Raw genomic sequence first — 23,531 nt, 5'->3', positions numbered from 1 at the left:
GGTAAAGCCTATGACCACCACCGTGCCTGTCGCACTGCCGGGCCGCGAATATGACGTGCGGATCGGCGAGGGGCTGATTGCCGGAGCGGGTAAGGAAATTGCGCCCTTGCTGGCCCGAAAGCGTGTGGCCGTGGTGACCGACAGCAATGTCGCGGAGGCGCATCTTGGCGCGCTGGAGGCCGGTCTGCAGGCTGAAGGCATCGAGCTTGCGTCGCTCGTGCTGCCTGCTGGCGAGGCAACCAAGAACTGGGAGCATCTGGGCAAGACCGTTGAGTGGCTCATCGCAGAGCGGGTCGAGCGGCGCGATGTCGTCGTGGCCCTTGGCGGGGGCGTCATCGGAGACCTTGCGGGCTTTGCCGCCGCCGTTCTGCGCCGAGGCGTGCGCTTCGTCCAGGTACCAACCTCGCTGCTGGCGCAGGTCGATAGCTCGGTGGGCGGCAAGACCGGCATCAACTCGCCACTGGGCAAAAACCTCGTGGGGGCCTTCCACCAACCCAGCCTCGTGCTGGCCGACATTCTGGCGCTGGAAAGCCTCACCACGCGGGATTTTCTTGCAGGCTACGGCGAGGTGCAAAAATACGGGCTTCTCGGCGACGCCCGGTTCTTTGAATGGCTGGAGCAGAACGGACCCGCCCTTGCGGCGGGCGACCGCGAGGCGCGGGCCTATGCAGTGCGCCGCTCGGTGGAGATGAAGGCCGAGATCGTGTTGCGCGACGAGACGGAACAGGGCGACCGCGCGCTGCTGAACCTCGGCCACACCTTCTGCCACGCGCTCGAAGCGGCCACCGGCTATGGCGACCGCTTGCTGCATGGCGAAGGCGTGGCGATTGGCTGCGCGCTGGCCTTCGAGCTTTCCGCGCGGCTTGGCCTGTGCGCGCAGGAGGCGCCAAGCCGGGTGAGGGCGCATCTGGCGGCGATGGGGATGAAGAAGGATCTGGCCGACATCCCCGGCGATCTGCCCTCCGCCGAAGCGCTGCTGGAGCTGATGGGGCAAGACAAGAAGGTGGTCGACGGCAAGCTGCGCTTCATTTTGGCGCGCGGGATCGGGGAGGCCTTTGTCACGTCCGATGTGCCGCGCGAGGCTGTGCTCGGGGTGCTGCGCGATCAACTGGAGCGATAACTTCCCCTAGGGAAATTTTGTTGACGACAGGGCTTACCTTTCGCGCTAGGCTCCCCTTGGAATGGGAGACATCCCGAGGCTCGGCACGGGCCTCGGTCATTTTGATCAAGTAGGTATTTTCAGGCCAGGGCTCCGCGAGGAGACCATGAGACCACTCCCGATCCTCAATTCAACCCAGCGGGGACGCTCGGCAGGGCGTGCGCCGTGACGTGATAAAAGGGGGCGTCATGCCAGATCCTACAAATTTCATCGGCCAGTGTATTTCCTATCAGATCGACCCGGGACAATCAGCTGCCGACAATCCGGGCCCGGTGGCACCTATGGCGGGCCAAACCGCAATGGCGGCGGTCAACGTGGGCGCTGACCCTCGCAACCTCGTCGGCGGAACGCCGTGGATGTTTACCTTCCTGAAATATTGCGCAGGCGAGGTGACTACCTGTGCCCTCGCTGGCGGTGTGCTCACCGGGCCGATGTCTGGCTGCTACCTGTTTCGCTATCAGTCGGCCGGCGGGGCCTCTGTGGCCCATGTCGGCACCGATAACACGCCGGAATCCGACGGCACGATCCGCGCCAAGGCGGTCTGGAGCGGCATGATGGGCGCTCATGGGGCCACCGCGATGGGCGAAGCGCCGACAAAGGTCATCCGACAAGACGAGCAAATCCGCATCGCGCGGGAGAACCAAAACCAATTGCCCAAACTCTGCGGTTACTTCGAGGGCCACAATGCCTGGGCTGTTCTCTTCGTTCCGGCGGTGGCTGGGGTATCGGTCGTGCCCGGTGTTCTCAGGATCGCTGCGGTCAAGCCGATGCCGCTGCTCAACTGGTCCGCCGTCGCTGGCATGCGGGAATGGCGCTGACGCGCGGATTGGTTTTAGCGTAGAAGTGGGCGCGATCTTGTTTAAGGTCGCGCCCGAAGCCTTTGATTAGAAGGGAATTTCGTCGTCGATATCGCCACCGGCGGGGGCATTGCCGCCGCCGTAGCCACCTGAGCTGCCGCCCCGGTCGTCATAACCGCCACGGTCATCGTAGCCGCCACCCGAGGAGGAGCCGCCGCCGTAGTTGCCGCCCCCTCCACCGCTGCCGCCTTCGCGGCTGTCGAGGAAGGTCAGCTCGCCCGCGTATGGCCGCAACACAACCTCGGTCGAGTAACGATCCTGACCATTCTGGTCCTGCCACTTGCGGGTTTCGAGCTTGCCCTCGACATAGACTTTCGAGCCTTTGCGCAGATACTGCTCTGCAAGACGGGCGAGGTTCTCGTTGAAGATCGCCACCGAGTGCCACTCGGTCCGCTCGCGGCGCTCGCCAGTGTTGCGATCCTTCCAGTTCTCGGAGGTCGCGATGCGCAGGTTGCAGACCTTCCCGCCGTTCTGGAACGTGCGGGTCTCGGGATCACGGCCCAGATTGCCGATCAGGATAACCTTGTTGACGGAACCGGCCATGCTGCCGTCCTCCCCATATCTTGTGGTTCGAATCTTTCGCTGACGCTACACCACCAGAACGTGGTTAAAAACCAGTTTACGCCGCCCCAGAGCCTCTAACGAAGTTGTGCGGAATTGCGGGGTGGCAGCGAGAGCGATTTTCGCTAGAATGCGGGCTGCAAGGGGGCCCTCGGGGCCTGCAAGAAACGGGGCCGAGGGGCATGAAGCGAGCGATAGCGGCGGTGGTGTGCCTATGCATGGCCACGCCAGTGGTGGGCGAGAGCGTCTCTTCCAAATCACGCAAAAAGCTGTTTCTGAACCAGACCAAGCTGCTCGACAGCCGGGCGGCCAGCCAATACGCCGCCTCGGTGCGTTTGCAGCCGCCGACGGTGAACACCCCGTCGAAGAACGACACCGGACCGCGCTTTACCGGCTCTTACCGGGGCGTCTACCTGCCCATGGCCAAGGCCGCTGCGGCCAAACATGGGGTGCCCGAAGATCTGTTCCTGCGGCTGATCCAGCAGGAGAGTGGCTGGAAACCCAAGGCCAAGAGCCACAAGGGGGCAATCGGGCTGGCGCAGCTTATGCCCTTCACGGCCAAGAAGATGGGCGTGGACCCGCATGATCCGAAGCAAAACCTCGAAGGTGGCGCCAAGTATCTGAAACTCATGTACAATCGCTACAAGAGCTGGCGGCTTGCACTGGCGGCCTACAATGCCGGCCCCGGCGCGGTAGACAAATACGGCGGCGTGCCGCCCTACCGCGAAACTAAGAACTACGTGAAGGTCATCTGGGGCTCTTGAGCCGACCGTGATGCGCAAGTGGTTGATCCCTCTCGTTATCGTCGTGCTCCTTATCGGGGCAGGGAGCATCGCGTGGACGGTCTATCGCGGCGTGACCGGGCTGGTTGGCGTGTTCACCGAGGTGGACGACCCGGTGATAGAGATGCATGCGGCGATGAACGCCAACAGCGACGAAGAAGCCTATGGGTTTCTGGCGCAAGACTTGCAGCAGACCGTCTCTGCCGAGGAGTTCGAGCGCGAGTTTCGGGCCCAGCGGATCTGGGGCGATGCTGGCGAGTTCTCCTTCAGCAGTCGGAACATCGCGGGGAAGGTTGCGCGGATCAAGGGCAGCTACACCCGGGCTGACGGCTCTGTGCTGCCGGTTTTCGTGCAACTGGTGAAAGAGCGGGAGGCGTGGAAAATCGCACGCTTCCACTTTGGCGCACCGCCTCCGGGGCAAGAGGAATGGGAGATTTGATGCGCCAAGGCGCAGAAAATTATTCCAGTATTATCAGATAGATTGGCAGATTGTAGCCGAAGGCATCCGGTGCCATCGGTCACTTATCGCTAAGCTGGTCTGACCCATCTGGCAGGTGGATGATCGCTCGACTAAATGCCGGGGCAGCACCTGCAAAGAGGTTTCCCATGGCCACATCGCCGCCGCCCCGCTCCATGCCCGCTGACATGCGCGCAGAACTCTCAAAGCACGGCTTGCTTGCCCGTTACGGTGCCGCGCCGGCGGACAGGAGGATTAGCTACGTCAGCCGGATCGAAGCTGCCCGCAAGGGGCCGGCACGCAAGGCAAGGATAGAGCGGATGATTGAGGAGTTGAGGCGCGGTTAGGCGCTATTTATCAATCCCTTACATCGCGATCTTCACTCCGCCGCCATCTTGATCACCGGCTCCATCGAAGCAAACTCCTCCTCTGAGAGGTGGCATTTTACCTGATGTCCCGTCGCCATTTGGCGCATCGGCGGCACCTCTTTCTCGCAAAGCCCGCCGGGCACACGGCTCTTCCAGCCGCAACGGGTTTGGAAGGGGCAGCCGGGCGGCGGGTTCATGGCGGAGGGAATGTCGCCCTCCAGCACGATATGTTTCTTCGTCACGCTGGTGTCGGCAATCGGCACCGCCGAGAGCAGCGCCTCGGTGTAGGGGTGATAGGGCGGGGCGAAGACCTGATCGGTTGCCCCGATCTCGACCACATGGCCGAGATACATCACCATCACCCGGTCAGAGAGGTAGCGCACGATCGAGAGGTCGTGGCTGATGAACAGGAGCGTTGTCTTCTCTTCGCGTTGAATTTCCATTAACAGGTCGGTCACGGCGGCCTGCACGGAAACGTCCAGCGCCGAAACAGGCTCATCCGCAACCACGATCTTGGCCCCGCCCGCAAAGGCCCGGGCGATGCCAACCCGTTGCTTTTGCCCGCCCGAAAGCTGGCGCGGCATACGGTCGGCAAAGGCGCGGGGGAGTTTGACCAGATCGAGCAACTCCAGCATGCGCTGCTCGCGCTCCTTGTCGTTGTTGCCGATGCGGAAAATCTCCAGCGCACGGATGATCTGGCGGCCCACCGTCATCGAGGGGTTCAGCGTGTCGAAGGGGTTTTGAAACACCATCTGAACAGAGGACACGGTATCGGGGTTACGGGCCTCGATTGGGGTATCCTGAATGTCTTGGTTGAAGAGCAGGATCTGCCCCTCGGTCGCCGTCTCCAGCCCCATAAGCACCTTGGCGAAGGTGGACTTGCCGCAGCCGGATTCACCAACAATGGCAAGGGTTTCGCTTTCGCGGGCCTCGAAGCTGAGGGTCTCGTTGGCCTTCACCACGCGGGTATCACCGCCGCCGAAAAGCGCGCTGGAGGCGACCTCGTAATACTTCTTGAGGTTGTCCATTTTCAGCACCACATCGCCGGGCTCGTTCTTGACGTGGGTGACCCCGGCCTCGATGGGGGCGTTCCAGTCGATCTCCTCGAACCGCAGGCAGCGGGTGGCGTGGCGGTCGTCTCCCTGCACGTCGAACATGGGGATCTCTTGCCCGTCGCACCGGCCCTTCTCGAAGTAGTCGCAACGCGGGCCAAAATTGCAGCCCGGCGGGCGCTCGTGGGGCAGGGGGAAGTTGCCCGGAATGGCAACGAGGGGATGGGCGTTCTTGTCGGCTCCGGGGAGCGGGATGGAGCGAAAAAGCGCTTGTGTATAAGGGTGTTGCATCTTGTCGAACACATCGGCGATGGAGCCGCGTTCAACCGCCTCGCCGGAATACATCACGCACAGGCGGTCGCAGGTTTCCAGCACCAGCCCGAGGTTGTGGGAGATGAACAGCATCGAGGTGCCGTATTTCTTGCCCAAGTCCTTGACCAGCTCGACCACGGCGGCCTCCACCGTGACGTCGAGCGCGGTGGTGGGCTCGTCGAGGATCAGGAGAGAAGGCTTGGACATCAAGGCCATAGCGATCACGATGCGCTGCTGCTGGCCGCCGGAAAGCTGGTGGGGGTAGCTCTTCAGCATGCGCTCCGGGTCGGGCAGCTTGACGTCTGTTACCACCTCCAGGGCGCGGGCCCAGGCCTCCTTTTCGCCGATGCCCTCGTGGATCATCGGCACTTCCATAAGCTGTTTGCCGATTTTCATTGCCGGGTTCAGGGAGGCCATAGGTTCTTGATAAATCATGGCAATTTCCTTGCCACGAATGTCACGCAACCGCTCGCCCGACATCTGGCCGAGGTCTTCGCCCTTGAACTTGATCGACCCGCCCACGACCCGGCCGTTGACCCCCAGATCCTGCATCACGCCGAGCGCGACGGTGCTCTTGCCGCAGCCGGATTCTCCAACCAGGCCAAGGGCTTCACCGGGCATCACCTTGGCCGAAAAGTCCATCACCGCCGGGATTTCACGCAGGCGGGTGAAGAAGGAAATGGAGAGCTTGTCGATCTCAAGGATCGGGCCGTCATAGGTTTCTTCAGCCATGAGGGCCTCCGGCGTTAAGTGGTTTTGAGAACACAGGCACAAGTGATGCACATCCTATGCACAATCCATACCTACGAGATTTCGGGCGGCGGGAAGGCGTTAACCGGGCGTGCGCGGCGGGTTGACGGGGGTTATTCATCACCGCCTCCTTTGCCGCCCATGGCAATGCCCAGCGCAATGCCGATGCCCGCGCCGAGGCCAATGCCAACGGCGATGTTATCCAGCGCCACGCCGAAGGCGGCTCCGATGGCGATGCCGATGGCAAGGCCGGCGGGGTTGAAGCCACGCATCCGCTCAATCCCTCAGGCTTTCTTCACGCAGCCCGTCAGCCAGCAGGTTGAGGCCAAGGACGAGGCTCATCAGCGCCAGCGCCGGGGCGAGGGCGGGGTGGGGGTAGATCGACAGGAGCTTGCGGCCCGCGTTGATCGTGGTGCCCCAGTCCGGGCTGTCGGGCGGCAGGCCGAGGCCGAAGAAGCCCAGCGTGCCGAGCAGGATGGTGGTGTAGCCGATGCGCAGGCAGAAATCGACGATCAGCGGGCCGCGGGCGTTGGGCAGGATCTCCCAGAGCATGATGTACCACGGGCCTTCGCCGCGGGTTTGCGCCGCCGCCGCGTAGTCCCGCGTTTTGATGTCGAGCGCGAGGCCCCGGACAATGCGGAACACGGTGGGCGAGTTCACGAAGACGACCGAGACGAAGACGACGAGGATGTTGCCCTCCATCGAGATCAGGCCGAAGGGGTCTGCGTCCCACGCCACGCCAAGGTAGATATAGCCGCCGATTACCACCGAGAGGCCGATGTAGAGGGCCCGTTTGGTTGGGTCGGTGAAGTAGCGCGAGTTGAACAGCACCACGAGGAAGAGGATCGGGAAGAGGAAGAGCACGCCCGCCATGTAGCGGGGCAGGCCGCTTGCCACGATTTCGGGCGTCACCAGCAGGTAGAACAGCAGGATCACCGGGAAGGCGAGGATGAGGTTGGCGAGGAAGCTCAGGACGGTATCGAGCTTGCCGCCGTAGTAGCCCGCCGGCAGGCCCAGCGTGATGCCGACCATGAAGGCGAAGATGGTGGCGAAGGGTGCGATCTTCATCACCTCCCATGCGCCTGCGACCATGCGGGAGAAGACATCGCGCGCGAGGTTGTCGCCGCCGAGCAGATACCACTCCAACCCGTCGGTGCCGTCGGTGCCGTCGGGCGTGGGCGTGCCGGGGATCTTGTTCTTGAGGCCCGAGACGGCGGTGAGCGGGTCATGCGTGAGGATCATCTGGTGGAAGAGCGCGGTGAAGACCCAGAACAGCACGATCCCGAAGCCGATCATGCCAACCGTGCTGTCAAACAGCTTGCCGTAAAGCCCGAGGCGGCGCTTGAAGGTGTAGGACAGGGAAAACACCAGTGCCATGGCCACCCAGACCGGCATGAGCCGCGCCGAGACATGGCCGATGATCCCTTTCGCCTCGCCGGGCAGGAGCATGCCCACCAGCAGGTATCCCACCACGCAGGCCACCGCCACGAGCAGGGCGCCCATGGTGACAAAACCGATGTAATCCATCGGCGTGCGGGTGCGCAGGGCCGTGCCATCGGATTGGATCACCAGCTCGCCGGACTTCATGCCGAAGAGGCCTAGGAGGAATTGCAGGAGGAAGGCGATGATGAGCAGCGCCCCGGCGGTCAGAAAGACCGGGTTGAGAAAGGAGAGCGAGCCTGTCCAGGTAAGCGGGTCCATGTCTCTCTCCTCAGGAAATTCGGATGCGGGGGTTGAGGTAGACGTAGCCGATGTCGGAGATCAGCTGGGTGATCAGCACCACCAGCACCGAGACAACAGAGACGCCCAGCAGCAGATTGATGTCGTTGTTGCCAGCGGCCTGCACCAGAGCCCAGCCGAAGCCCTTGTAGTTGAACAGGCTCTCGACGATCACCACTCCGTTCAGCAGCCATGGGAACTGGAGCATGATGACGGTGAAGGGGGCGATGAGGGCGTTGCGCAGGGCGTGCTTCATCACGATGTTGGGAAAGCTCACCCCCTTGAGGCGGGCGGTGCGGATGTATTGCGCGGTCATCACCTCGGCCATGGAGGCCCGCGTCATCCGGGCGATGTAGCCCATTCCATAGAGCGCGATGGTGAGCACCGGCAGAAAGAAGTTTTCGAAGTTGGCGCCATCCATCGCGGAGGTGGCCGTGCCCTTGAACCACTTCAGCCCCACGGCGGAACTGGCGAAGACCGCGATCAGGATCACGCCAGAGACGTATTCGGGCATGGCGGTGGTGGCGATGGAGACGGTGGAGAGCGTGCGGTCTGTCCGCGAGCCCTCGCGCATCCCGGCGAGCACACCAATCAGCAGGGCGCAGGGGACCATCAGCACCATGACCCAGAACATCAGCTTGGCGGTCAGGCCCAGCCTTGTGCCGATGATCGAGGCGACAGAGTCGCGGAACACTGTGCTTTCGCCCCAGTAGCCTTGCAGGATACCGCAGAAGGAGGGCGCCTCGGCGGGTGTTTCGGCCAGATCGGTGCAGCGCCCGGCGACCACATCGCCCGCCTCGTCCTCGCGGGTCCAGCCGGGCACCACGCCGAGCCATTCGCCGTAGCGCACCACCATCGGCTGCCCGAAGCCGTTGTTTTCGAGCCAGTTGCCGACCTCTTCATCGGTCATCCTGCTGTTGCCCTGAAACTTGGCCAGCTTCTCGAGATTGCTGTCGAGATTGGTCAGGTAGAAGACGATGAAGCTGAGGCAAAGCGCTGTGATCAGCATCGTCCCGATGCGTCGGGCGAGGAATAGTCCCATGGGTCGTCCCTGTCTGGCCGCGCGGGTTTTTGGATTGTCGTGAGGTGCGCGGTCTGGATGGGTGGGCAGGGCCTATGATGGCCCCGCCCGGTCTTGGAGGCGGCCGATCAGGCCTGTTCGATCCACCACTTGTCGTGGTGCATTTCGAAGGTCGGGTGCATCTCGGTGCCGTGGACCGTTGATTTGTAGTGGCGGAAGAGCGAGCGCCAGTACGGCTGGATGACAACACCTTCGTCAACCATGATGGCTTCGATCTTGGCCATTACCTCGGAGCGTTTGTCGGCATCGGCGATCGACATGGCCTCGGCCAGCAGAGTATCGAACTCGGCGTTGGAGAAGGCCGTTTCGTTCCAGGCCACGCCGGATTTGTAGGCCAGCCCGAGGATCTGCACGCCGAGCGGGCGCATGTTCCACTCGGTGGCCGACCACGGGTAGGCCAGCCAGTCGTTCCAGAAGGTGGAGCCGGGCAGGATGGTGCGCTTGACGTTGATGCCCGCGTCGCGGCACTGGGCGGCGACCGCGTCACAGGTGGCCGACTGCCATTCATCGTCGATCGAGATCAGCTCGAACTCGGTGTCGGCATGGCCTGCGCCTTCCAGCAGCTTCATCGCCTCGGCGGCATCCGGCGCCGGGGTTTCGATCTCGGCGTATTCCGGGTGGATCGGGCAGACGTGGAAGTTTTCGGCCACAGTGCCGAGGCCGGAGTAGCCCAGTTCGAGCACGACCGCGTTGTTGGTTGCCCGTTGCAGCGCCTTGCGCACATCGACGTTATCATAGGGCGCATTGGACTGGTTGAAGCGCACGCAGATCGTGGCAGCGGTGACGGCCTCGGACTTGGTAAAGCCGATCCCATCGAGCACTTCGATGAACTCGCCGGTGGACTGATAGGTCATATCCACCTCATCGGCGTCCATTGCGGCCATCCATGAGGCCATGTCGGTGCCGAAGTCGATAAACTCGATCCGGTCGAGGTACACCTCGCCGCCCCACCAGTTGTGATCGGCGTTCTTCACGAGGGTCTGCTTGACGCCAACCTCGTTCTCCTCCGGCAGGAAGGGGCCGGTGCCGATCGGGTTCTCGGAGGGATCGCCGCCATCGTAGCTCTGGTGGACAATCGCCGCAGGGTAGTCGGCCATGGAGGCGATGAGGGTGATGTCGGGGGCCGCGCAGGTCAGCTTGACGGTGTTGGCATCGACGATGGTAATCGCGCCTTCGCGGGCGGTGCCGGTCTCTTCGTCGATCAGCGAGGACATGCGGGAGGCCATCGAGTTGCCCTCGACGCCCTTCTCGCACCAGCGGTTGATGTTGAACACGACATCCTCGGCGGTGAAAGGATCGCCGTTGTTCCAGGTGGCGCCTTCACGCACCTTGAGCGTGTATTCGGTGGCGTCGTCGTTGACCTCCCAGCTTTCGATGAGTTGGCCTTCAAAGGTGCCGTCGTTGTTGTAGCGCACGAGGTACTCAAGCCAGCCCCGCGAGAAGTTGGCCATTTGCGACCAGTCGTAGTTGCGCGGATCTTTCAGGGCCTTGGTTTCCATCTGCACGCGCAGGGTGCCGCCCATCTGCGGCTCCATGCCGTGGCTCTCGGCGCTGGCGGGCTTGGCGCCGATCAGGCTGTAGGCCCCGGCGGCGGTGACGCCCAGCGCGGTGGCGCGGGTCAGAAATTCGCGGCGGTCGAGTTTGCCTTCGAGGTGCTCGGCGGCATACATCCGCGCGGCGCTGTGGACCGCTTCGGTGGTTTTGGTGGGGTGCGTCATCTTGTTCTCCCTGTGACACATGGCGTGGGGGCACCTTGGCGGCGCCTTGTGCTTTGTTGTCGGAGAATGCGCGGCGGCCGTGTTGGCACGGCAGCGCGAAAGCATCCAAGCCCGCAGGCAGCATCCCCCTGATGACGCCATGAGGCCTGACTGGCCCGCCTGCGTCAACGTCGCTTTCCGCCATAGGATGTAACAAATACGACATAGGTGCGAGCCAAAAACGACATGTGCGACGGAATACACCAAAAACCGTCATATCCGGGTGGATGGGCGACATTTCAAAGGCTTGGCGGCGCCGGGTTGGCGGCGGTGCGCCCGGGTGGAGGAGGTCCTCAGCCGCGCCGGGTGGTGCGAAAATCGGTAGGGGTCTGCCCGGTGCGCTCATGGAAGACGCGGGAGAAGTAGGCCGAAGAGCGATAACCCAGCATCTCGGCCACCCGGCGCACGGGCATTTCGGTTTCCACCAGCAGGCGGCGGGCCTCGTAGCCCAGCCGGTCTGCGAGGATGGCCGAAGCGGGGCGCCCGCAGCTTTGCCGACAGGCCCGCGAGAGGTGGGTGGGGGTGACGCCGAGGGTTTCGGCATAGTCCGACACCGACTGGCCGGTATAGAGCCCGCGCTCGACGGCATCGGTGTAACGCCGCGCGAGGCGGCGGGCGGCGGTGTCGGCAGCGGCATCCTGGCTGCCGGCGTGCTGACGCTCGATCCAGACAGAGAGTAGCCCGCCGTGATGTGTCAGGGCCTTGTCTCGCGCCGGGCGGTCGCCGTCGATCTCGCGCTGCATGTTTTCAAGGATGGTGGTCACCTCGCCCTGAGAGAGCGCATCGCGCACCCGCAGGTGGCAGGGGGCCTCGGGCAAGGTGATCTCGGCGTTCTCGTGAAAGAAGATCGCGGTGCCATAGGCCTGCGCCGTCACCTCGAAGCCAAACATGGTGCGCGCCGGAATGAAGACAGCGTTATGCGCCCCGTAGCCGCGCGTGAGCCCGGCAACGGTGATCCGGCCCTGACCGCGTGTGAACCAGAGCATCAGCGGCGTGCGATAGCTGCGCATCGCCTCGGTGCGCCACTTGCCGCCGGTGGACAGCCGCGCCAGCGGCACCAGTTCGATCGGCGCTTTGGGCAGCGCTGGCGTTAGAGGCCCGGTTACGGGGCGGGAGGTGGAACGCGGAAGCATGGCGGCAGCAGGTTTCCCGGTGGCAGAACAGAACAATGGCCGCACTGTGGCAGGTTGGCGGCAAGCAGATGGCAGGATGATTGCCGCGCACCGCGGTGCGGATCAAGGGGCATGTTGGATTAGTGCAAATCGGCCGGTTTGGGCGGTTTTGTTGCGGTTTCGGGCGCAATCCACGGGGCGAGGGCGATATCTGGCGGGGCGCTGCGCCGGTGCCACCAGATCGGGTGGCTAGAGCGCCGCCGCTGAGACGTATCCCCACGTTTTCATCCGGCCGCGAAACCAGCTTCTTTGCCGTTTTGCGTAGCGCCGTGTTGAAATTTTAGCACGTTCGGCAGCGTCGGGGAGGCTGAGTTCGCCCCTGAGATGGGTGATCAGCTCAGGCGCGCCGATGGCTTTGGCCGAGGGCAGGGTGGGCGACCAGCCGGGGAGATTCGCCTGCGCCTCCTCCAGCGCACCGGCTCTCAGCATCGTCTCGAAGCGGGTTTCGATGCGCGGGGTGAGCCACTCTTTCGGGGCGTCGATCAGGAAGGGCTGGGCCTTGGCAAGCGGCAGGAGGGGCGGCGGCGTTTCGTCCTGCCAGCGCCAGAGCGGCTTGCCGGTGGATTGCAGCACCTCCCATGCGCGCTGCACGCGGGCCCGGTTGGCGGTGTCGATCCGCGCCAATTGCGCCTGATCCAGCGCAGCGCGCAACTCGGGCAAGGGCAGGGCATCGCCCTTGGCGCGCACCTCGGCAGGTGTTTCGGGGATTTCGGCCAGCCCTTCGGTGAGCGCGGTGAAGTAAAGGCCGGTGCCCCCCACGATGATCGGGCGGCCCTTGCCAGCCAGCAGGGGGGCAACATCGCGCAGCCAATGCCCCACGGAGTAGGCCAGATCGCCGGGCACATGGCCATAAAGCGCATGGGGCGCGGCGGCCTCCTCCTCGGGCGAGGGGCGGGCGGTGAGCACGCGCCAGTTGGCAAAAACCTGCAAGGCATCGGCGTTTACAACAACGCCGCCGGAGCGGGCGGCGATTTCAAGCGCGAGCGCCGATTTGCCCGAGGCTGTGGGCCCGGCGATGAGCACCGGGCGCTCCGCGTCGAGCGATTTCCAGTCGATCATGCCGCTTGCCGATTTCCGCCGTTGAACCTGCTGCCAAATTCCGACATTTTGCGCGCCAGATGCAAGTGGCCCCGAGGAGAGCGTGATGATGGATGCAGGCACAGACGGGGCGAAGACGACGTATCGGCGGGTTTTGCTGAAAATTTCGGGCGAGGCGCTGATGGGCGATCAGGGCTTTGGCCTGCATCCGCCCACGGTGGAGCGGATCGCCCGCGAGGTGAAGAGCGTGCATGATCTCGGCGTCGAGATCTGCATGGTGATCGGCGGCGGCAACATCTTTCGCGGGCTTGCGGGCGCCGCGCAGGGGATGGAGCGCACCACGGCCGATTACATGGGAATGCTGGCCACGGTGATGAACGCGCTGGCGATGCAGGGCGCGATGGAAGAGCTGGGCGTGCACACCCGGGTTATCAGCGCGATCCCGATGGATCAGGTCTGCGAGCCCTACATCCGCCGCCGCGCCGTGCGCCACCTTGAAAAGAAGCGCGTCTGCATCTTTGCTGCGGGCACCGGCAACCCCTATTTCACCACCGACACCGCCGCGACGCTGCGCGCCAACGAGATGGCCTGCGAGGCGATCTTCAAGGGCACCAAGGTGGACGGGGTCTATGACATGGACCCGATGAAGCACGCCGAGGCCAAGCGCTACAACAAGGTGAGTTACGACGAGGTGCTGATGAAGAACCTCAAGGTGATGGACGCGAGCGCCATTGCGCTGGCGCGTGACAACAACCTGCCGATCATCGTGTTTTCGCTCGATGAGCCGGGCGGCTTCACCTCGATCCTCGCGGGCGAGGGCACCTGCACGGTTGTGAAGGGCTGAGGCTGGCGAGTGGACCTTTCTCGCGAGGAACTCGAGGCGCTGAACGCGCTGACGAGCGCGGGGAAAGACGTGGAGCTTGCCGCCCGGATGCGGGCCTATCGGCCCGAGTGGCTGGCTGACAAGAGCGATGCAGAGCTGGTGCGCGAGGTGCGCACGGGCCGGTTGGCGGCGAATGATCTGGGCCTCACGGATGCCAGGATGCGCGCGCGGTTCATCATGATCCATGTGCTGATCGTGCCGCGCTTCTGGACGCACCCGGAAGCAGAAAAACTGATGGCCCGGCCCGGCGGCACGCCGGAGGTGCGCTTTGGCGATATCTGTGCCACGGTCAAGGCGGCGCTGCGCGATGCGGGAGCAGGGCAGGAATGTTGGTGGTAGGGAGGAACAGATGGCCACGGTAGGACCGGACGGAAATCTCTACGACTGGTGCGTCAACGTTATCGTCGGCACGATCTGCAAAGGCCCCGGCCTGCCGCCGCCGCCCCCGGTACCAGCGCCGAGCACGGGAACCGGGACAGGCACGGGCACCGGAACGGGCACTGGTACGCAGGTCGAAGAGCAGAGCACCGCTGACACCGACACAGATACCTGCACTGCAGGCTGCCCGGACTGCCCACCGCAGGCCGGTGCGTTGGCGCCCTTCGCCGTGGCCGGGACAGATGCAGGGGCAAAGGGTGCTGCCTACCAGTTTCGGGTAAACAGCAGCTATGGCGTTGGCGGCCTCTTTCCCTATTCCGGCGGCACTATTACCGAGTGGACCTGGGGCGGCATCCGCTGGGACGGCTTAGTGGCCGCGCTCTGCCATTTGCTGGAGGCCAAGGCAGACCACTCCAGCTGGTTTGTCGAAAACTGGGGGCCGGGCGGACGGCCGCAGCCAGCTTCGCCCTTCCACCGCGATGTGCTCTTGGTGAAGATCCACGCCGAGGCCACCGCGCAGGCCGGTGCGGTTGGCGGGATGCCACAGGTGACGCTGACCTGGCACTTCAGCCACATGGTTTTCAAGATCTACTTTACCGAGTGGCTGCTGGCCAATGGCCTCGCGCTGACGATCAACACCGTCCATCTTCCCTGACTTTGAGGCGCTTATGTCCTTCGATGCCCACGCTGACTTTGTACCGGATGACCTGACGTTCGAAGAGGGGATCGCCCAGTATCTCGCCTTCCTCAAGGCGCTCGGTCAGGCCAAGCGCACCGGTGACGGCTGGTTCGTTCCGACCCCGAAAGACGAGGAAGACACCTCCGGCTTCGACCCGTTCGAGAACCGTATTGCCACCCATGATTTCTTTCTCGAACGCTACAAGGCTTCCGGCTACAACGGTAAGCCGCCGATGATGCCGCCCGCAGCCCATGCCGATCAGCCGGGCCCCTATGCCTCGCGCAGCTACGGCGCGAAGCTGGAGTGGACGGTGCCGGAGTGGAACCGGGCCAACGTGCCGGCCACCCTGCCTGCAGGCAAGCCGCTTTGCCACGGGACTGTGGAGTTCCCCCAGCCGCATCCGAAATGGGGCATGGAGCCCGGCCCGCTGATTGAGGTGGTGAAGGCGCTTGTGGCCTTCCGGCCCGCGCAGCATGTGGCGCTCTATTTCTGGAGCTACCGGACGGAGCACTGGCCGGTGGATATCACGCGCCGCGCCATCGGTTGGATCGGCTGGGTGCCCTTTCCGCTCACCCAGCGCGACGTCCCCGAGGCGGCGCGGGTGGAGGCGCTGGGGCGGGGGGCGTTGATCGTGACCAACGAAGACTACTGGACCCCGCATGAGAACCCCGAGGCCCTGGCCCGCGCGCAGGCGGTGGACCGGCGGCTGAACCTGCTGGGCGTGCTGCCCAGTGCCGATGATCTGGCGCGCGGGGATTGGGGGCAGCAGCCCTGACGCAACCATCTGGCAATCGCCTGCGCTCTGGCTTAGAACCGCAGCAGGATATTTGCGGGGAAGGACAGAGACATGTCTGACGATTTCGAGCTTGATACCGACGACCTTGAGCGGCGGATGGACGGGGCAATTGCCAATTTGCGCACCGAGTTTGCCAGCCTGCGCACCGGACGGGCCAGCGCCAGCATGCTGGAGCCGGTGCAGGTGGAGGCCTATGGCCAGATGACCCCGATCAACCAGGTCGGCACGGTCAACGTGCCCGAGCCCCGGATGGTGACTATCAACGTTTGGGACAAGGGGCTGGTCAACGCGGTGGAAAAAGCCATCCGCAACTCCGGCCTCGGCATTAACCCGCAGATGAACGGCACCATCATCATGCTGCCGATCCCCGAGCTGAACGAAGAGCGCCGCCGCGAGCTGACCAAGGTGGCCGCGCAATATGCCGAGAACGCCCGGGTAAGTGTGCGCAACGTGCGCCAGGACGGGATGCAGCAGATCAAGAAGGCCGACAAGCTGGCCGAGGATGACCAGAAGTTCTGGGAAGGCGCGGTGCAGGACATGACCGACAGCCACATCAAGGCCATAGACGCGGCGCTGGAGAACAAGCAAAGCGAGATCATGCAGGTGTGAGGGCTGCCTCCCAGGCCTAAGCTGTTTGACCATTCAGCCATTTCGCCGCAGGCTGCAACCGGGCGGCGAGTGACTCGCTTGCCCTGATGTGTGGTGCATGGTGGAGCGGGTTTGGCCGTGATCCTTTCGGAACATGAAATCGACGGGCTGAACGCGCTGGTGGAAAGGCCGGAAAACCTGGCCATGGCCCGGCGGATCAGGGCGTTTCGGCCCTATCCGGTGCGGGCTGTCAGCGATGCGCAACTGGCCGAGATCGTGCGGCTTTCGCGCCGCTCGGCCCGCAGGTTCGGCCTCAGGGACGGGCGGTTGGTGCGGCGGTGGATCATGGCCGATGCGCTGCTCGCCCCGCAATTCTATGAGTTGCCTGACGTGGTGGAGCACTTCGATAAGGCAAAGGGCACGCCCGATGCGAAGGCGGAGGATGTGTTTCAGCTGATGAAAATCACCTACCGGCAGAATGGCCGGGGTGACGAGGTGTGGTGGTAGATGCTGGGATTGACTTCTTTCTTGCAGGTCTGCCGACCCGTTGGTGACCCATTCGTCGGCGCTGACGGAAACCTTTATCAGACCCACCGATGCTGGGGGTTGCTGCCTCCAGCACCGGACGTTGAGGATTTTCCGGGCATCGAGATACCGGGCGTGCCCGGCTCGGGCGAGACCGGTGAGATCGACACCGGCGAGGAGGGCGGTATCACTGTCGGCCCCGATGCGCCGCCCGATGAATGGCCCGAGGCGCAGCCCCACCCCGACGTGGCCGCCGAAGCGGCAGAGATGGCGGAAGATGGCACCGAGCCTTGCACCGCCGGCTGCGAAGAGTGCGCGCCCACTGTTCAGGGCTATCCGGACTGGACGAACTACGCGCCGGACGATGCCGAGTATGTGGAGGAATCCAGCTGGAACGGCTACCACTATCAGCACATGATCTGCGGGCTGCCCTACGATCCGCCGCGCAGCAAGATCGTGGAGTGGAAATTCGCTGCCTATTCCTGGGACGGCCACCTGCCACCGGGATGCGTGATGCTGGAGGCGAAGTACGGGTATGGCGGCTTGCTCAGCCATACCTACGAGCAGGTGCTTACGGATGGAGGCGGCACGGACACCCGATACCGAACCATTCCGCAGCCGGGGCGGGAGTGGCAGGTTCGCAGGACATTTCGTAAGCTCCTGGAGCAAGCGAGGGCACAGATTGATAGACTCCGACCGACGCCCGAAGTGGGGTTGATCTGGTCGTTTTCCAATTCGGATTCACGGGCCTATTTCCATGAACGCGGGGGCCTGTCACTCTATGAAGAGTGGCGATTTGCGGCCCTGCATATTCCCGCGCCGGAGTTCTGAATGCTGAAATCTCAGTTGTTTGCCCGTTTTACGCCTCACGCATTCGATATCGACACGGCCTTGGAAGCCTGTGTCGAACTTCTGACTGCGCTATCGCGTCTGGCGGTTTTTGCGCCGGGTTGGGAGGCGAGGGGAGTTGTGCTTGCTTCCGACAAAGCAGAGTTTCTTGAGGTTCAGCGCAAGGAACTGACGGCGGAGAACCTCGAGTTCGAGCAGTACGGCGTGCTTGCGGAGAGCGCCCGTCATCTCGATGGTGTCGCCATTCCGATAGAGCAATACTTCGCGGATATCTATGTCGGGGGCGCAAGGAGTCCGCGGCGGGAAATGCGCCTCGATTTCTTACCCAAAGACATGACCCTCGCCCTTGCCCGGCAGATCGTGGCGGTCTGTCTCGACTGGGCACCGCTGCAACACCTCAAGATCATGGACCCTTACTACGCGATGGAGGAGTCTCCCATCGGGCTGCGCCGCACCGGCCTCGGTTGGGCGGGGTGGGTTCCGTTCCGGCCGGAGCCTGCGGCGCTGCCGGAGGGCACCATCGTGGAGCCGATGGGGCGGGGGAGCTTCATTGCCACGCAGGAGCGGTTCTGGCGTGTGCCTGACCGGGAGGGCGTGAAGCGCGGGCAAGAGCTGGAGCTGGCGCTGAATGCGCTGGGGATGCTGCCAACAGGGGCGGATTTGCGGGATGGCACGTGGGGGAATAGTGATTAGGGACCGCTGCGATAACGCAGGACATGGCTCTGCGCCGGAGTGCTGAATGCTGCCTGCAAAGCTCAATGCAACCTTCAAACCGCAGCCCATGACCTTCGAGCAGGGGGTATCGGCCTGCAACGAGCTGTTCGGGCGGTTGTCCGCTCTGCCCGCGTTCGCATCAGGTTGGGCGGCCGATGGATTACCTCTCAAGGATAACGAGAGAGCATTCTACGAGTTGCAACTCTCCGAGATGAGCCGCGAACAAAAGCAATTCGAGAGTTACTCGATCCTGGCTGAAAGCGCGGCGAAAAATGCGCAAGGAGTTACTGTTCCGGACCATTATTTCCTGGCCGTTCACTTCGGGGGTAAGCAGGCTCCCGAACTTGGCCTGATGCTGGATATCGCGCAAATCCTTTTGTCGCTCGACCTGGCACGCGCGGTTGTGGCCCTTCTGATCGAATGGGCGCCGCTTCAGCATCTGGCGATCATGGACCCGTATTATGCGATGGAGGAGTCTCCCATCGGGCTGCGCTGCACCGGCCTCGGCTGGGCGGGGTGGGTTCTGTTCCGGCCGGAGCCGGCGGCGTTGCCCGAGGGCACCATCATCGAGCCTATGGGTAGGGGGAGCTTTATCGCGACCCAAGAGCGCTTCTGGGATGTGCCCGACCGCGCAGGCGTGAAGCGCGGGCAAGAGCTGGAGCTGGCGCTGAATGCGCTGGGGATGCTGCCGACCGGGGCGGATTTGCGGGATGGCACTTGGGGGCAGGGCGGTTAGGGCGGCGGGCGCATCACTCCGAGTATGCCGCATTTAAACCGAAGTAACCCAATCGCAAGACAGAAGGTCTATGCCGGGCGTGTCAGCGCAAACTGGCAATGGCTCCCGTAGCGCGTTAAAGACGGCGGTGCCGATACAGCAGAACGTTCATCGGCAAGGAGGCCGCAGCATGGCGAAACAGGCGAGCGAAGGCTCTGCACCGCGACACGTCGCCATCATCATGGATGGCAATGGGCGATGGGCCACGCGCCGGGGGCGGCCGCGTCTGTTCGGCCACCAGGCGGGCGCAAAACGGGTGCGCGAGATTGTCGAGGCCTGCCCCGATCTGGGGGTGGAATACCTTACCATCTTTGCCTTCAGCACCGAGAACTGGAAGCGCACCCAGGTTGAGGTGGCCGGGCTGATGCTGCTGTTTCGGCGCTACATCACCAAGGAGGCGCAGCGGCTGCTGGCCAAGGGCGTGCGCGTGCGCTTCATCGGCGACCGGGTGAAACTGGATGCCAAGCTGGTGGCGCTCATGGATGAGCTGGAATCGCTGACAGTCCATAATACCAAGGTGCATCTGACCATCGCGCTCAACTACGGCGGGCGCGACGAGGTGACCCGCGCCACCCAGCGCCTTGCGGTGGAGGTGGCCGAAGGGCGGATCAAGCCCGAGGAGGTTGGGGCCGAAACCCTCAGCCGCTTCCTCGACACCTGCATGCTGCCCGACCCTGATTTGGTGATCCGCACCAGCGGGGAGGCGCGGATATCCAACTTTCTGCTCTGGCAGTCTGCCTATGCGGAATACGAGTTTGTCGACACGCTCTGGCCGGACTTTTCCGCCGCGTGTTTTGCCGAAATCATCGAGGGGTTCGCCGCCCGGGACAGGCGGTTTGGGGCAGTGAAGGCATGAGCGCAAAATGGGACGATCTGGCACCACGGGTCATCGCGGGGGCGGTGATGGTTGTGGTCGGCGTTGCGGGGATTCGGGCCGGGGGGATCTGGTTTCAGATGCTGGCGGTCTTCGTCACCGCCGTCATGGTCTGGGAACTGGCCAGCATGATCAAGCGCGAGGGCGAAAGCGCCATGCTGCTCGCCGCAATCACCGCCTCTGTTCTCTCGGGGCTGCTGGCCCATGAGGCCAGCTGGGCCATGCTGCTCCTGCTCCTGCCGCCGGTGGTGGGCACGGCGATGATGCCGCGCGAACGGCTGACGTTTTTCCTGTTTGCCCTTGGTATCATGGCGGCAGGCTGGGGGCTGGTGACCTTCCGTGAGGAACACGGCGGCACATGGCTGTTCTGGCTGGTCTTCGTGGTCGTCGTCACCGATGTGGCCGGTTATTTCGCCGGGCGGATGATCGGCGGGCCGAAGTTTTGGCCCAAGGTCTCCCCCAAGAAAACATGGAGCGGCACGGTGGCGGGCTGGTTTGGCGCGGCGCTGGTTGGCGTGCTCTTTCTGACCTTCACCAATGCCGGGCGCGACCTGATCTGGATTTCCGCCGTGCTCGCCTTCGCCTCGCAGATGGGCGACATCGCCGAAAGCGCGCTGAAGCGGCGGATGGGGGTGAAAGACAGCTCCTCCCTGATTCCCGGCCACGGCGGCTTGTTCGACCGGTTTGATGGCCTGCTCGGCGCGGCGCTGTTGATGCTGGTGGTCGCGCTCATCGTCGACGTGCCCGAGGTGCGGATTTGAAACGGGTCAGCCTGCTTGGCGCCACCGGCTCCATCGGCGAGAGCGCGGTGGATCTGATCGGGCGCGGCGGCTTTCAGGCCGTAGCCCTGACGGGCGGGCGCAATGTGGCGCGGCTGGCCGAGCAGGCGGTGGAGCTTGGCGCCGAGCTGGCGGTCACCTGCTTTCCTGAATGTTATGAAGAGCTTCGCCAGCGGCTTGAAGGCACCGGCGTTGACGTGGCCGCGGGCGCGGATGCGGTGGCGCAGGCCGCGGCGCAGCCCGCCGATCTGGTGCTGAACGGCATCGTCGGCGCGGCCGGGCTGCAACCCTCGCTGGCGGCGGTGCGCGCCGAGGCCACGCTGGCGCTAGCCAACAAGGAAAGCCTCGTGTGCGCCGGCCCTCTGCTGATGGCTACGGCCCGTGAGGCGGGGGCGCAGGTGCTGCCGGTGGACAGCGAGCATTCGGCGGTGTTTCAGGCGCTGGTGGGCGAAGAGATGAGCGCGGTCGAGCGTGTGGTGATCACCGCAAGCGGCGGCGCTTTCCGCGATTGGCCGCTGGAAAAGCTGGCGCGGGCAACCCCGGAGCAGGCGGCAACCCACCCCAATTGGGATATGGGCCAGCGGATCACCATCGACTCGGCCAGCATGTTCAACAAGGCGCTGGAAGTGATTGAGGCGCATGAGTTTTTTGCGATCCCGCCAGAGCGGATCGAGGTGCTGATCCACCCGCAGAGCACGATGCATGCGTTGGTGGGCTTTTGCGATGGGGCGATGATGGCGCATCTGGGCGCGCCGGATATGCGCCATGCAATCGGCTATGCGCTGCACTGGCCCGAGCGGGCCGAGTTGCCAGTGGCGCGGCTGGACCTTGCCGCCCTCGGGCGGTTGGATTTTGCCGCGCCCGATCCGGCGCGCTATCCGGCGCTGGGGCTGGCGCAGGAGGTGATGGCGGCGGGCGGGCTGATGGGCGCGGTCTTCAACGCGGCCAAGGAGGCGGCGCTGGATGGGTTCATCGCCCGCCGCATCGGCTTTACCGATATGGCCCGCGTTGTGGAGGCGGTGATGGGCCGTATGGCCTCGCAAACCGGCCTTAACAATGACATGATGACCCTTGATAACGTGCTGCAGGCAGACCAGATGGCACGAGAACTGGCCCGTGAGGCCATGCAAAATACGAGTGAGGCAACGGGCTAGGCATGGAATTCTTCGGCATTCTGGGAGGCACGGCGGGCTACGTCGTGGCCTTCATCGTGGCGCTTTCGATCATCGTGGCGGTGCATGAATACGGTCATTACATCGTTGGCCGCTGGTGCGGGATCCATGCCGAGGTGTTCAGCCTCGGTTTTGGCAAGGTGCTCTACACCCGGACCGACAAGCGCGGGACCGAGTGGCAGGTGGCCGCGCTGCCCTTTGGTGGCTACGTAAAATTCATGGGTGATGCGAATGCCGCCTCGGCCGGAGTCGATGGCGAGGCGATGGCGGGCCTCAGCGAGGCCGAGAAACGCCGCACCATGCCGGGCGCACCGCTTTGGGCGCGCGCCGCGACGGTTGCGGCTGGCCCGGTGTTCAACTTCATCCTCAGCTTCCTTATCTTCAGCGCCATCGTCACGGTGCGCGGCGTGCCCAGCGAGCCGGTGCAGGTGGGCACGCTTCAGCCGCTGCCGCAACAGGTGCGCGTGCTTGAAGCGGGCGACACGATCCTGCAGATCGACGGCAAGGAGATCACCGATATCGGCAGTCTCTATGACGCGACCGCCGAACTCGATCTCACCCGCCCCGTGGCCTACCGGATCGAGCGCAACGGCGCGGAGATGATCGTGGAGGGCACCACGCCCTTTCCGCCGCTGATTTCCGCCGTCAGCCCCAACTCGGCGGCGATCGACGCCGGGTTGCAGGTGGGCGATGTGATCACCGCGATCGACGGTGAGCCGATCACCGCCTTCAAGGAATTGCAGGACATCGTGCGCGAGGGCGAGGGCAAGCCGGTGGCGCTCAAGGTTTGGCGCGAGGGCGAGGTGCTCGATTTCACCATGACTCCGCGCCGCACAGACCTGCCAACGCCCGATGGCGGATTTGAAACCCGCTACCTGATCGGCATCAACGGCGGCCTCGCCTTTGAACCCGCGACCGACAGGCTCGGCCCGCTCAAGGCGCTGGAATACGGCGTGCGGCAAACTTGGTTTATCGTCACCAGCTCGATCTCGGGCCTCTACAACATGGTCTCTGGCGCAATTTCGAGCTGCAACCTCTCGGGCCCGCTGAAGATTGCCACCACCGCAGGCCAGATGGCCAGCCAGGGCGGGCAGAGCTTTATCTGGTTTGTCGCGGTGCTTTCGACGGCTGTGGGCCTGCTCAACCTCTTCCCGATCCCGGTTCTGGATGGCGGGCATCTGGTGTTCCACGCCTATGAGGCCGTCACCGGCAAGCCGCCGCCCGAGAAGCTGCTCAACGTGCTGATGGCCATCGGCCTGACGCTGATCCTGAGCCTCATGGTCTTTGCGCTTGGCAACGATCTGTTCTGCGAAGGTGGAATTTTCTGGAAAATCCGCAGCTGGTTCGTCTGAGCGCGGGGCAGGGGGCTGCTGCCTCAGTTTTGCCACATTCCGCAGCCGGTTCGCCCAATTGGGGCCATAGTCGGCCATTAAGCACGAGCGGAACTTGAACCG

At 63.9% G+C, this 23,531-nt stretch carries 26 protein-coding genes; 18 read left to right on the top strand and 8 right to left on the bottom strand.

Annotated features, from left to right (window positions below):
• Positions 1-10: 10 nt before the first annotated feature.
• Together aroB and ACXAG6_RS13770 are read left to right on the top strand one after the other, a co-directional pair.
• Positions 11-1,120, top strand: a complete 1,110-nt coding sequence (gene aroB / locus ACXAG6_RS13775; protein WP_475338289.1) for a 3-dehydroquinate synthase — start codon at positions 11-13, stop codon at positions 1,118-1,120.
• A 227-nt stretch (positions 1,121-1,347) separates the two neighbouring features.
• Complete coding sequence (locus ACXAG6_RS13770) at positions 1,348-1,977, top strand: hypothetical protein (RefSeq protein ID WP_475338288.1); 630 nt, start codon at positions 1,348-1,350, stop codon at positions 1,975-1,977.
• A gap of 66 nt (positions 1,978-2,043) precedes the next feature.
• Here ACXAG6_RS13770 and ssb read toward each other — a convergent pair whose 3' ends face one another.
• Entirely contained in the window at positions 2,044-2,559 is a 516-nt protein-coding gene (gene ssb, locus ACXAG6_RS13765) for a single-stranded DNA-binding protein (RefSeq protein WP_475338286.1), read from the bottom strand.
• 236 nt (positions 2,560-2,795) lie between these two features.
• Between ssb and ACXAG6_RS13760 the strand changes: the two genes are divergently transcribed.
• The 3 genes from ACXAG6_RS13760 (at position 2,796) to ACXAG6_RS13750 (ending at position 4,163) form a co-directional block, all read left to right on the top strand.
• On the top strand, positions 2,796-3,341 hold the full coding sequence (locus ACXAG6_RS13760; protein WP_168222973.1) for a lytic transglycosylase domain-containing protein: 546 nt from the start codon (positions 2,796-2,798) through the stop codon (positions 3,339-3,341).
• Positions 3,342-3,351: 10 nt separating this feature from the next.
• Entirely contained in the window at positions 3,352-3,798 is a 447-nt protein-coding gene (locus ACXAG6_RS13755) for a hypothetical protein (protein WP_140014148.1), read from the top strand.
• A 167-nt stretch (positions 3,799-3,965) separates the two neighbouring features.
• Positions 3,966-4,163 (top strand): YdeI/OmpD-associated family protein, encoded by a 198-nt coding sequence (locus tag ACXAG6_RS13750; RefSeq protein ID WP_475338284.1) that lies wholly within the window; start codon positions 3,966-3,968, stop codon positions 4,161-4,163.
• Positions 4,164-4,195: 32 nt separating this feature from the next.
• Here ACXAG6_RS13750 and ACXAG6_RS13745 read toward each other — a convergent pair whose 3' ends face one another.
• The 7 genes from ACXAG6_RS13745 to miaA form a co-directional block, all read right to left on the bottom strand.
• Complete coding sequence (locus tag ACXAG6_RS13745; protein WP_475338283.1) at positions 4,196-6,280, bottom strand: dipeptide ABC transporter ATP-binding protein; 2,085 nt, start codon at positions 6,278-6,280, stop codon at positions 4,196-4,198.
• A 131-nt stretch (positions 6,281-6,411) separates the two neighbouring features.
• Entirely contained in the window at positions 6,412-6,570 is a 159-nt protein-coding gene (locus ACXAG6_RS13740; RefSeq protein ID WP_475338282.1) for a glycine zipper domain-containing protein, read from the bottom strand.
• 4 nt (positions 6,571-6,574) lie between these two features.
• Positions 6,575-7,999 (bottom strand): ABC transporter permease, encoded by a 1,425-nt coding sequence (locus ACXAG6_RS13735; RefSeq protein ID WP_475338280.1) that lies wholly within the window; start codon positions 7,997-7,999, stop codon positions 6,575-6,577.
• A gap of 10 nt (positions 8,000-8,009) precedes the next feature.
• Positions 8,010-9,059: an ABC transporter permease gene (locus ACXAG6_RS13730; protein WP_475338279.1), complete on the bottom strand. Its 1,050-nt coding sequence runs from the start codon at positions 9,057-9,059 to the stop codon at positions 8,010-8,012.
• A gap of 107 nt (positions 9,060-9,166) precedes the next feature.
• Entirely contained in the window at positions 9,167-10,816 is a 1,650-nt protein-coding gene (locus tag ACXAG6_RS13725) for an ABC transporter substrate-binding protein (RefSeq protein WP_475338278.1), read from the bottom strand.
• 332 nt (positions 10,817-11,148) lie between these two features.
• Positions 11,149-11,988 carry a helix-turn-helix transcriptional regulator gene (locus tag ACXAG6_RS13720; RefSeq protein WP_140014154.1) on the bottom strand — a complete coding sequence of 280 codons (840 nt, stop codon included), beginning with the start codon at positions 11,986-11,988 and terminating at the stop codon, positions 11,149-11,151.
• A gap of 228 nt (positions 11,989-12,216) precedes the next feature.
• Positions 12,217-13,086, bottom strand: a complete 870-nt coding sequence (gene miaA, locus ACXAG6_RS13715; protein ID WP_475338276.1) for a tRNA (adenosine(37)-N6)-dimethylallyltransferase MiaA — start codon at positions 13,084-13,086, stop codon at positions 12,217-12,219.
• Positions 13,087-13,171: 85 nt separating this feature from the next.
• Between miaA and pyrH the strand changes: the two genes are divergently transcribed.
• The 13 genes from pyrH to rseP all read left to right on the top strand — a co-directional run bounded on the left by pyrH (position 13,172) and on the right by rseP (position 23,429).
• Positions 13,172-13,909: a UMP kinase gene (pyrH, locus tag ACXAG6_RS13710; RefSeq protein WP_475338275.1), complete on the top strand. Its 738-nt coding sequence runs from the start codon at positions 13,172-13,174 to the stop codon at positions 13,907-13,909.
• Between the two features lie 9 nt (positions 13,910-13,918).
• Positions 13,919-14,287 carry a hypothetical protein gene (locus ACXAG6_RS13705; RefSeq protein WP_475338273.1) on the top strand — a complete coding sequence of 123 codons (369 nt, stop codon included), beginning with the start codon at positions 13,919-13,921 and terminating at the stop codon, positions 14,285-14,287.
• 10 nt (positions 14,288-14,297) lie between these two features.
• A complete protein-coding gene (locus tag ACXAG6_RS13700; RefSeq protein ID WP_475338272.1) occupies positions 14,298-14,981 on the top strand; it encodes a Tox-REase-5 domain-containing protein in 684 nt (227 codons plus the stop codon).
• A 13-nt stretch (positions 14,982-14,994) separates the two neighbouring features.
• Complete coding sequence (locus tag ACXAG6_RS13695) at positions 14,995-15,780, top strand: hypothetical protein (RefSeq protein WP_475338271.1); 786 nt, start codon at positions 14,995-14,997, stop codon at positions 15,778-15,780.
• Between the two features lie 72 nt (positions 15,781-15,852).
• On the top strand, positions 15,853-16,410 hold the full coding sequence (gene frr / locus ACXAG6_RS13690; protein WP_475338270.1) for a ribosome recycling factor: 558 nt from the start codon (positions 15,853-15,855) through the stop codon (positions 16,408-16,410).
• Between the two features lie 117 nt (positions 16,411-16,527).
• A complete protein-coding gene (locus ACXAG6_RS13685; protein WP_475338268.1) occupies positions 16,528-16,896 on the top strand; it encodes a hypothetical protein in 369 nt (122 codons plus the stop codon).
• 99 nt (positions 16,897-16,995) lie between these two features.
• Entirely contained in the window at positions 16,996-17,745 is a 750-nt protein-coding gene (locus ACXAG6_RS13680; protein WP_475338267.1) for a Tox-REase-5 domain-containing protein, read from the top strand.
• Positions 17,746-18,456 carry a hypothetical protein gene (locus tag ACXAG6_RS13675; protein WP_475338265.1) on the top strand — a complete coding sequence of 237 codons (711 nt, stop codon included), beginning with the start codon at positions 17,746-17,748 and terminating at the stop codon, positions 18,454-18,456.
• 46 nt (positions 18,457-18,502) lie between these two features.
• Positions 18,503-19,213 carry a hypothetical protein gene (locus tag ACXAG6_RS13670; protein WP_475338264.1) on the top strand — a complete coding sequence of 237 codons (711 nt, stop codon included), beginning with the start codon at positions 18,503-18,505 and terminating at the stop codon, positions 19,211-19,213.
• Positions 19,214-19,382: 169 nt separating this feature from the next.
• Entirely contained in the window at positions 19,383-20,108 is a 726-nt protein-coding gene (gene uppS, locus ACXAG6_RS13665; protein ID WP_475338263.1) for a polyprenyl diphosphate synthase, read from the top strand.
• Positions 20,105-20,887, top strand: a complete 783-nt coding sequence (locus ACXAG6_RS13660; RefSeq protein ID WP_475338262.1) for a phosphatidate cytidylyltransferase — start codon at positions 20,105-20,107, stop codon at positions 20,885-20,887. The genes uppS and ACXAG6_RS13660 overlap by 4 nt, the downstream gene beginning before the upstream one ends.
• Complete coding sequence (dxr, locus tag ACXAG6_RS13655) at positions 20,884-22,059, top strand: 1-deoxy-D-xylulose-5-phosphate reductoisomerase (RefSeq protein ID WP_475338260.1); 1,176 nt, start codon at positions 20,884-20,886, stop codon at positions 22,057-22,059. Before ACXAG6_RS13660 ends, dxr begins: the two co-directional genes overlap by 4 nt.
• A 2-nt stretch (positions 22,060-22,061) precedes the next feature.
• On the top strand, positions 22,062-23,429 hold the full coding sequence (gene rseP / locus ACXAG6_RS13650) for an RIP metalloprotease RseP (protein ID WP_475338259.1): 1,368 nt from the start codon (positions 22,062-22,064) through the stop codon (positions 23,427-23,429).
• Positions 23,430-23,531 lie beyond the last annotated feature (102 nt).

This window comes from Vannielia sp. ABF1_015 (assembly GCF_056160745.1).
Note: the sequence above shows the minus strand (reverse complement) of the source record. Positions and strands in the feature narration are given on the sequence as shown.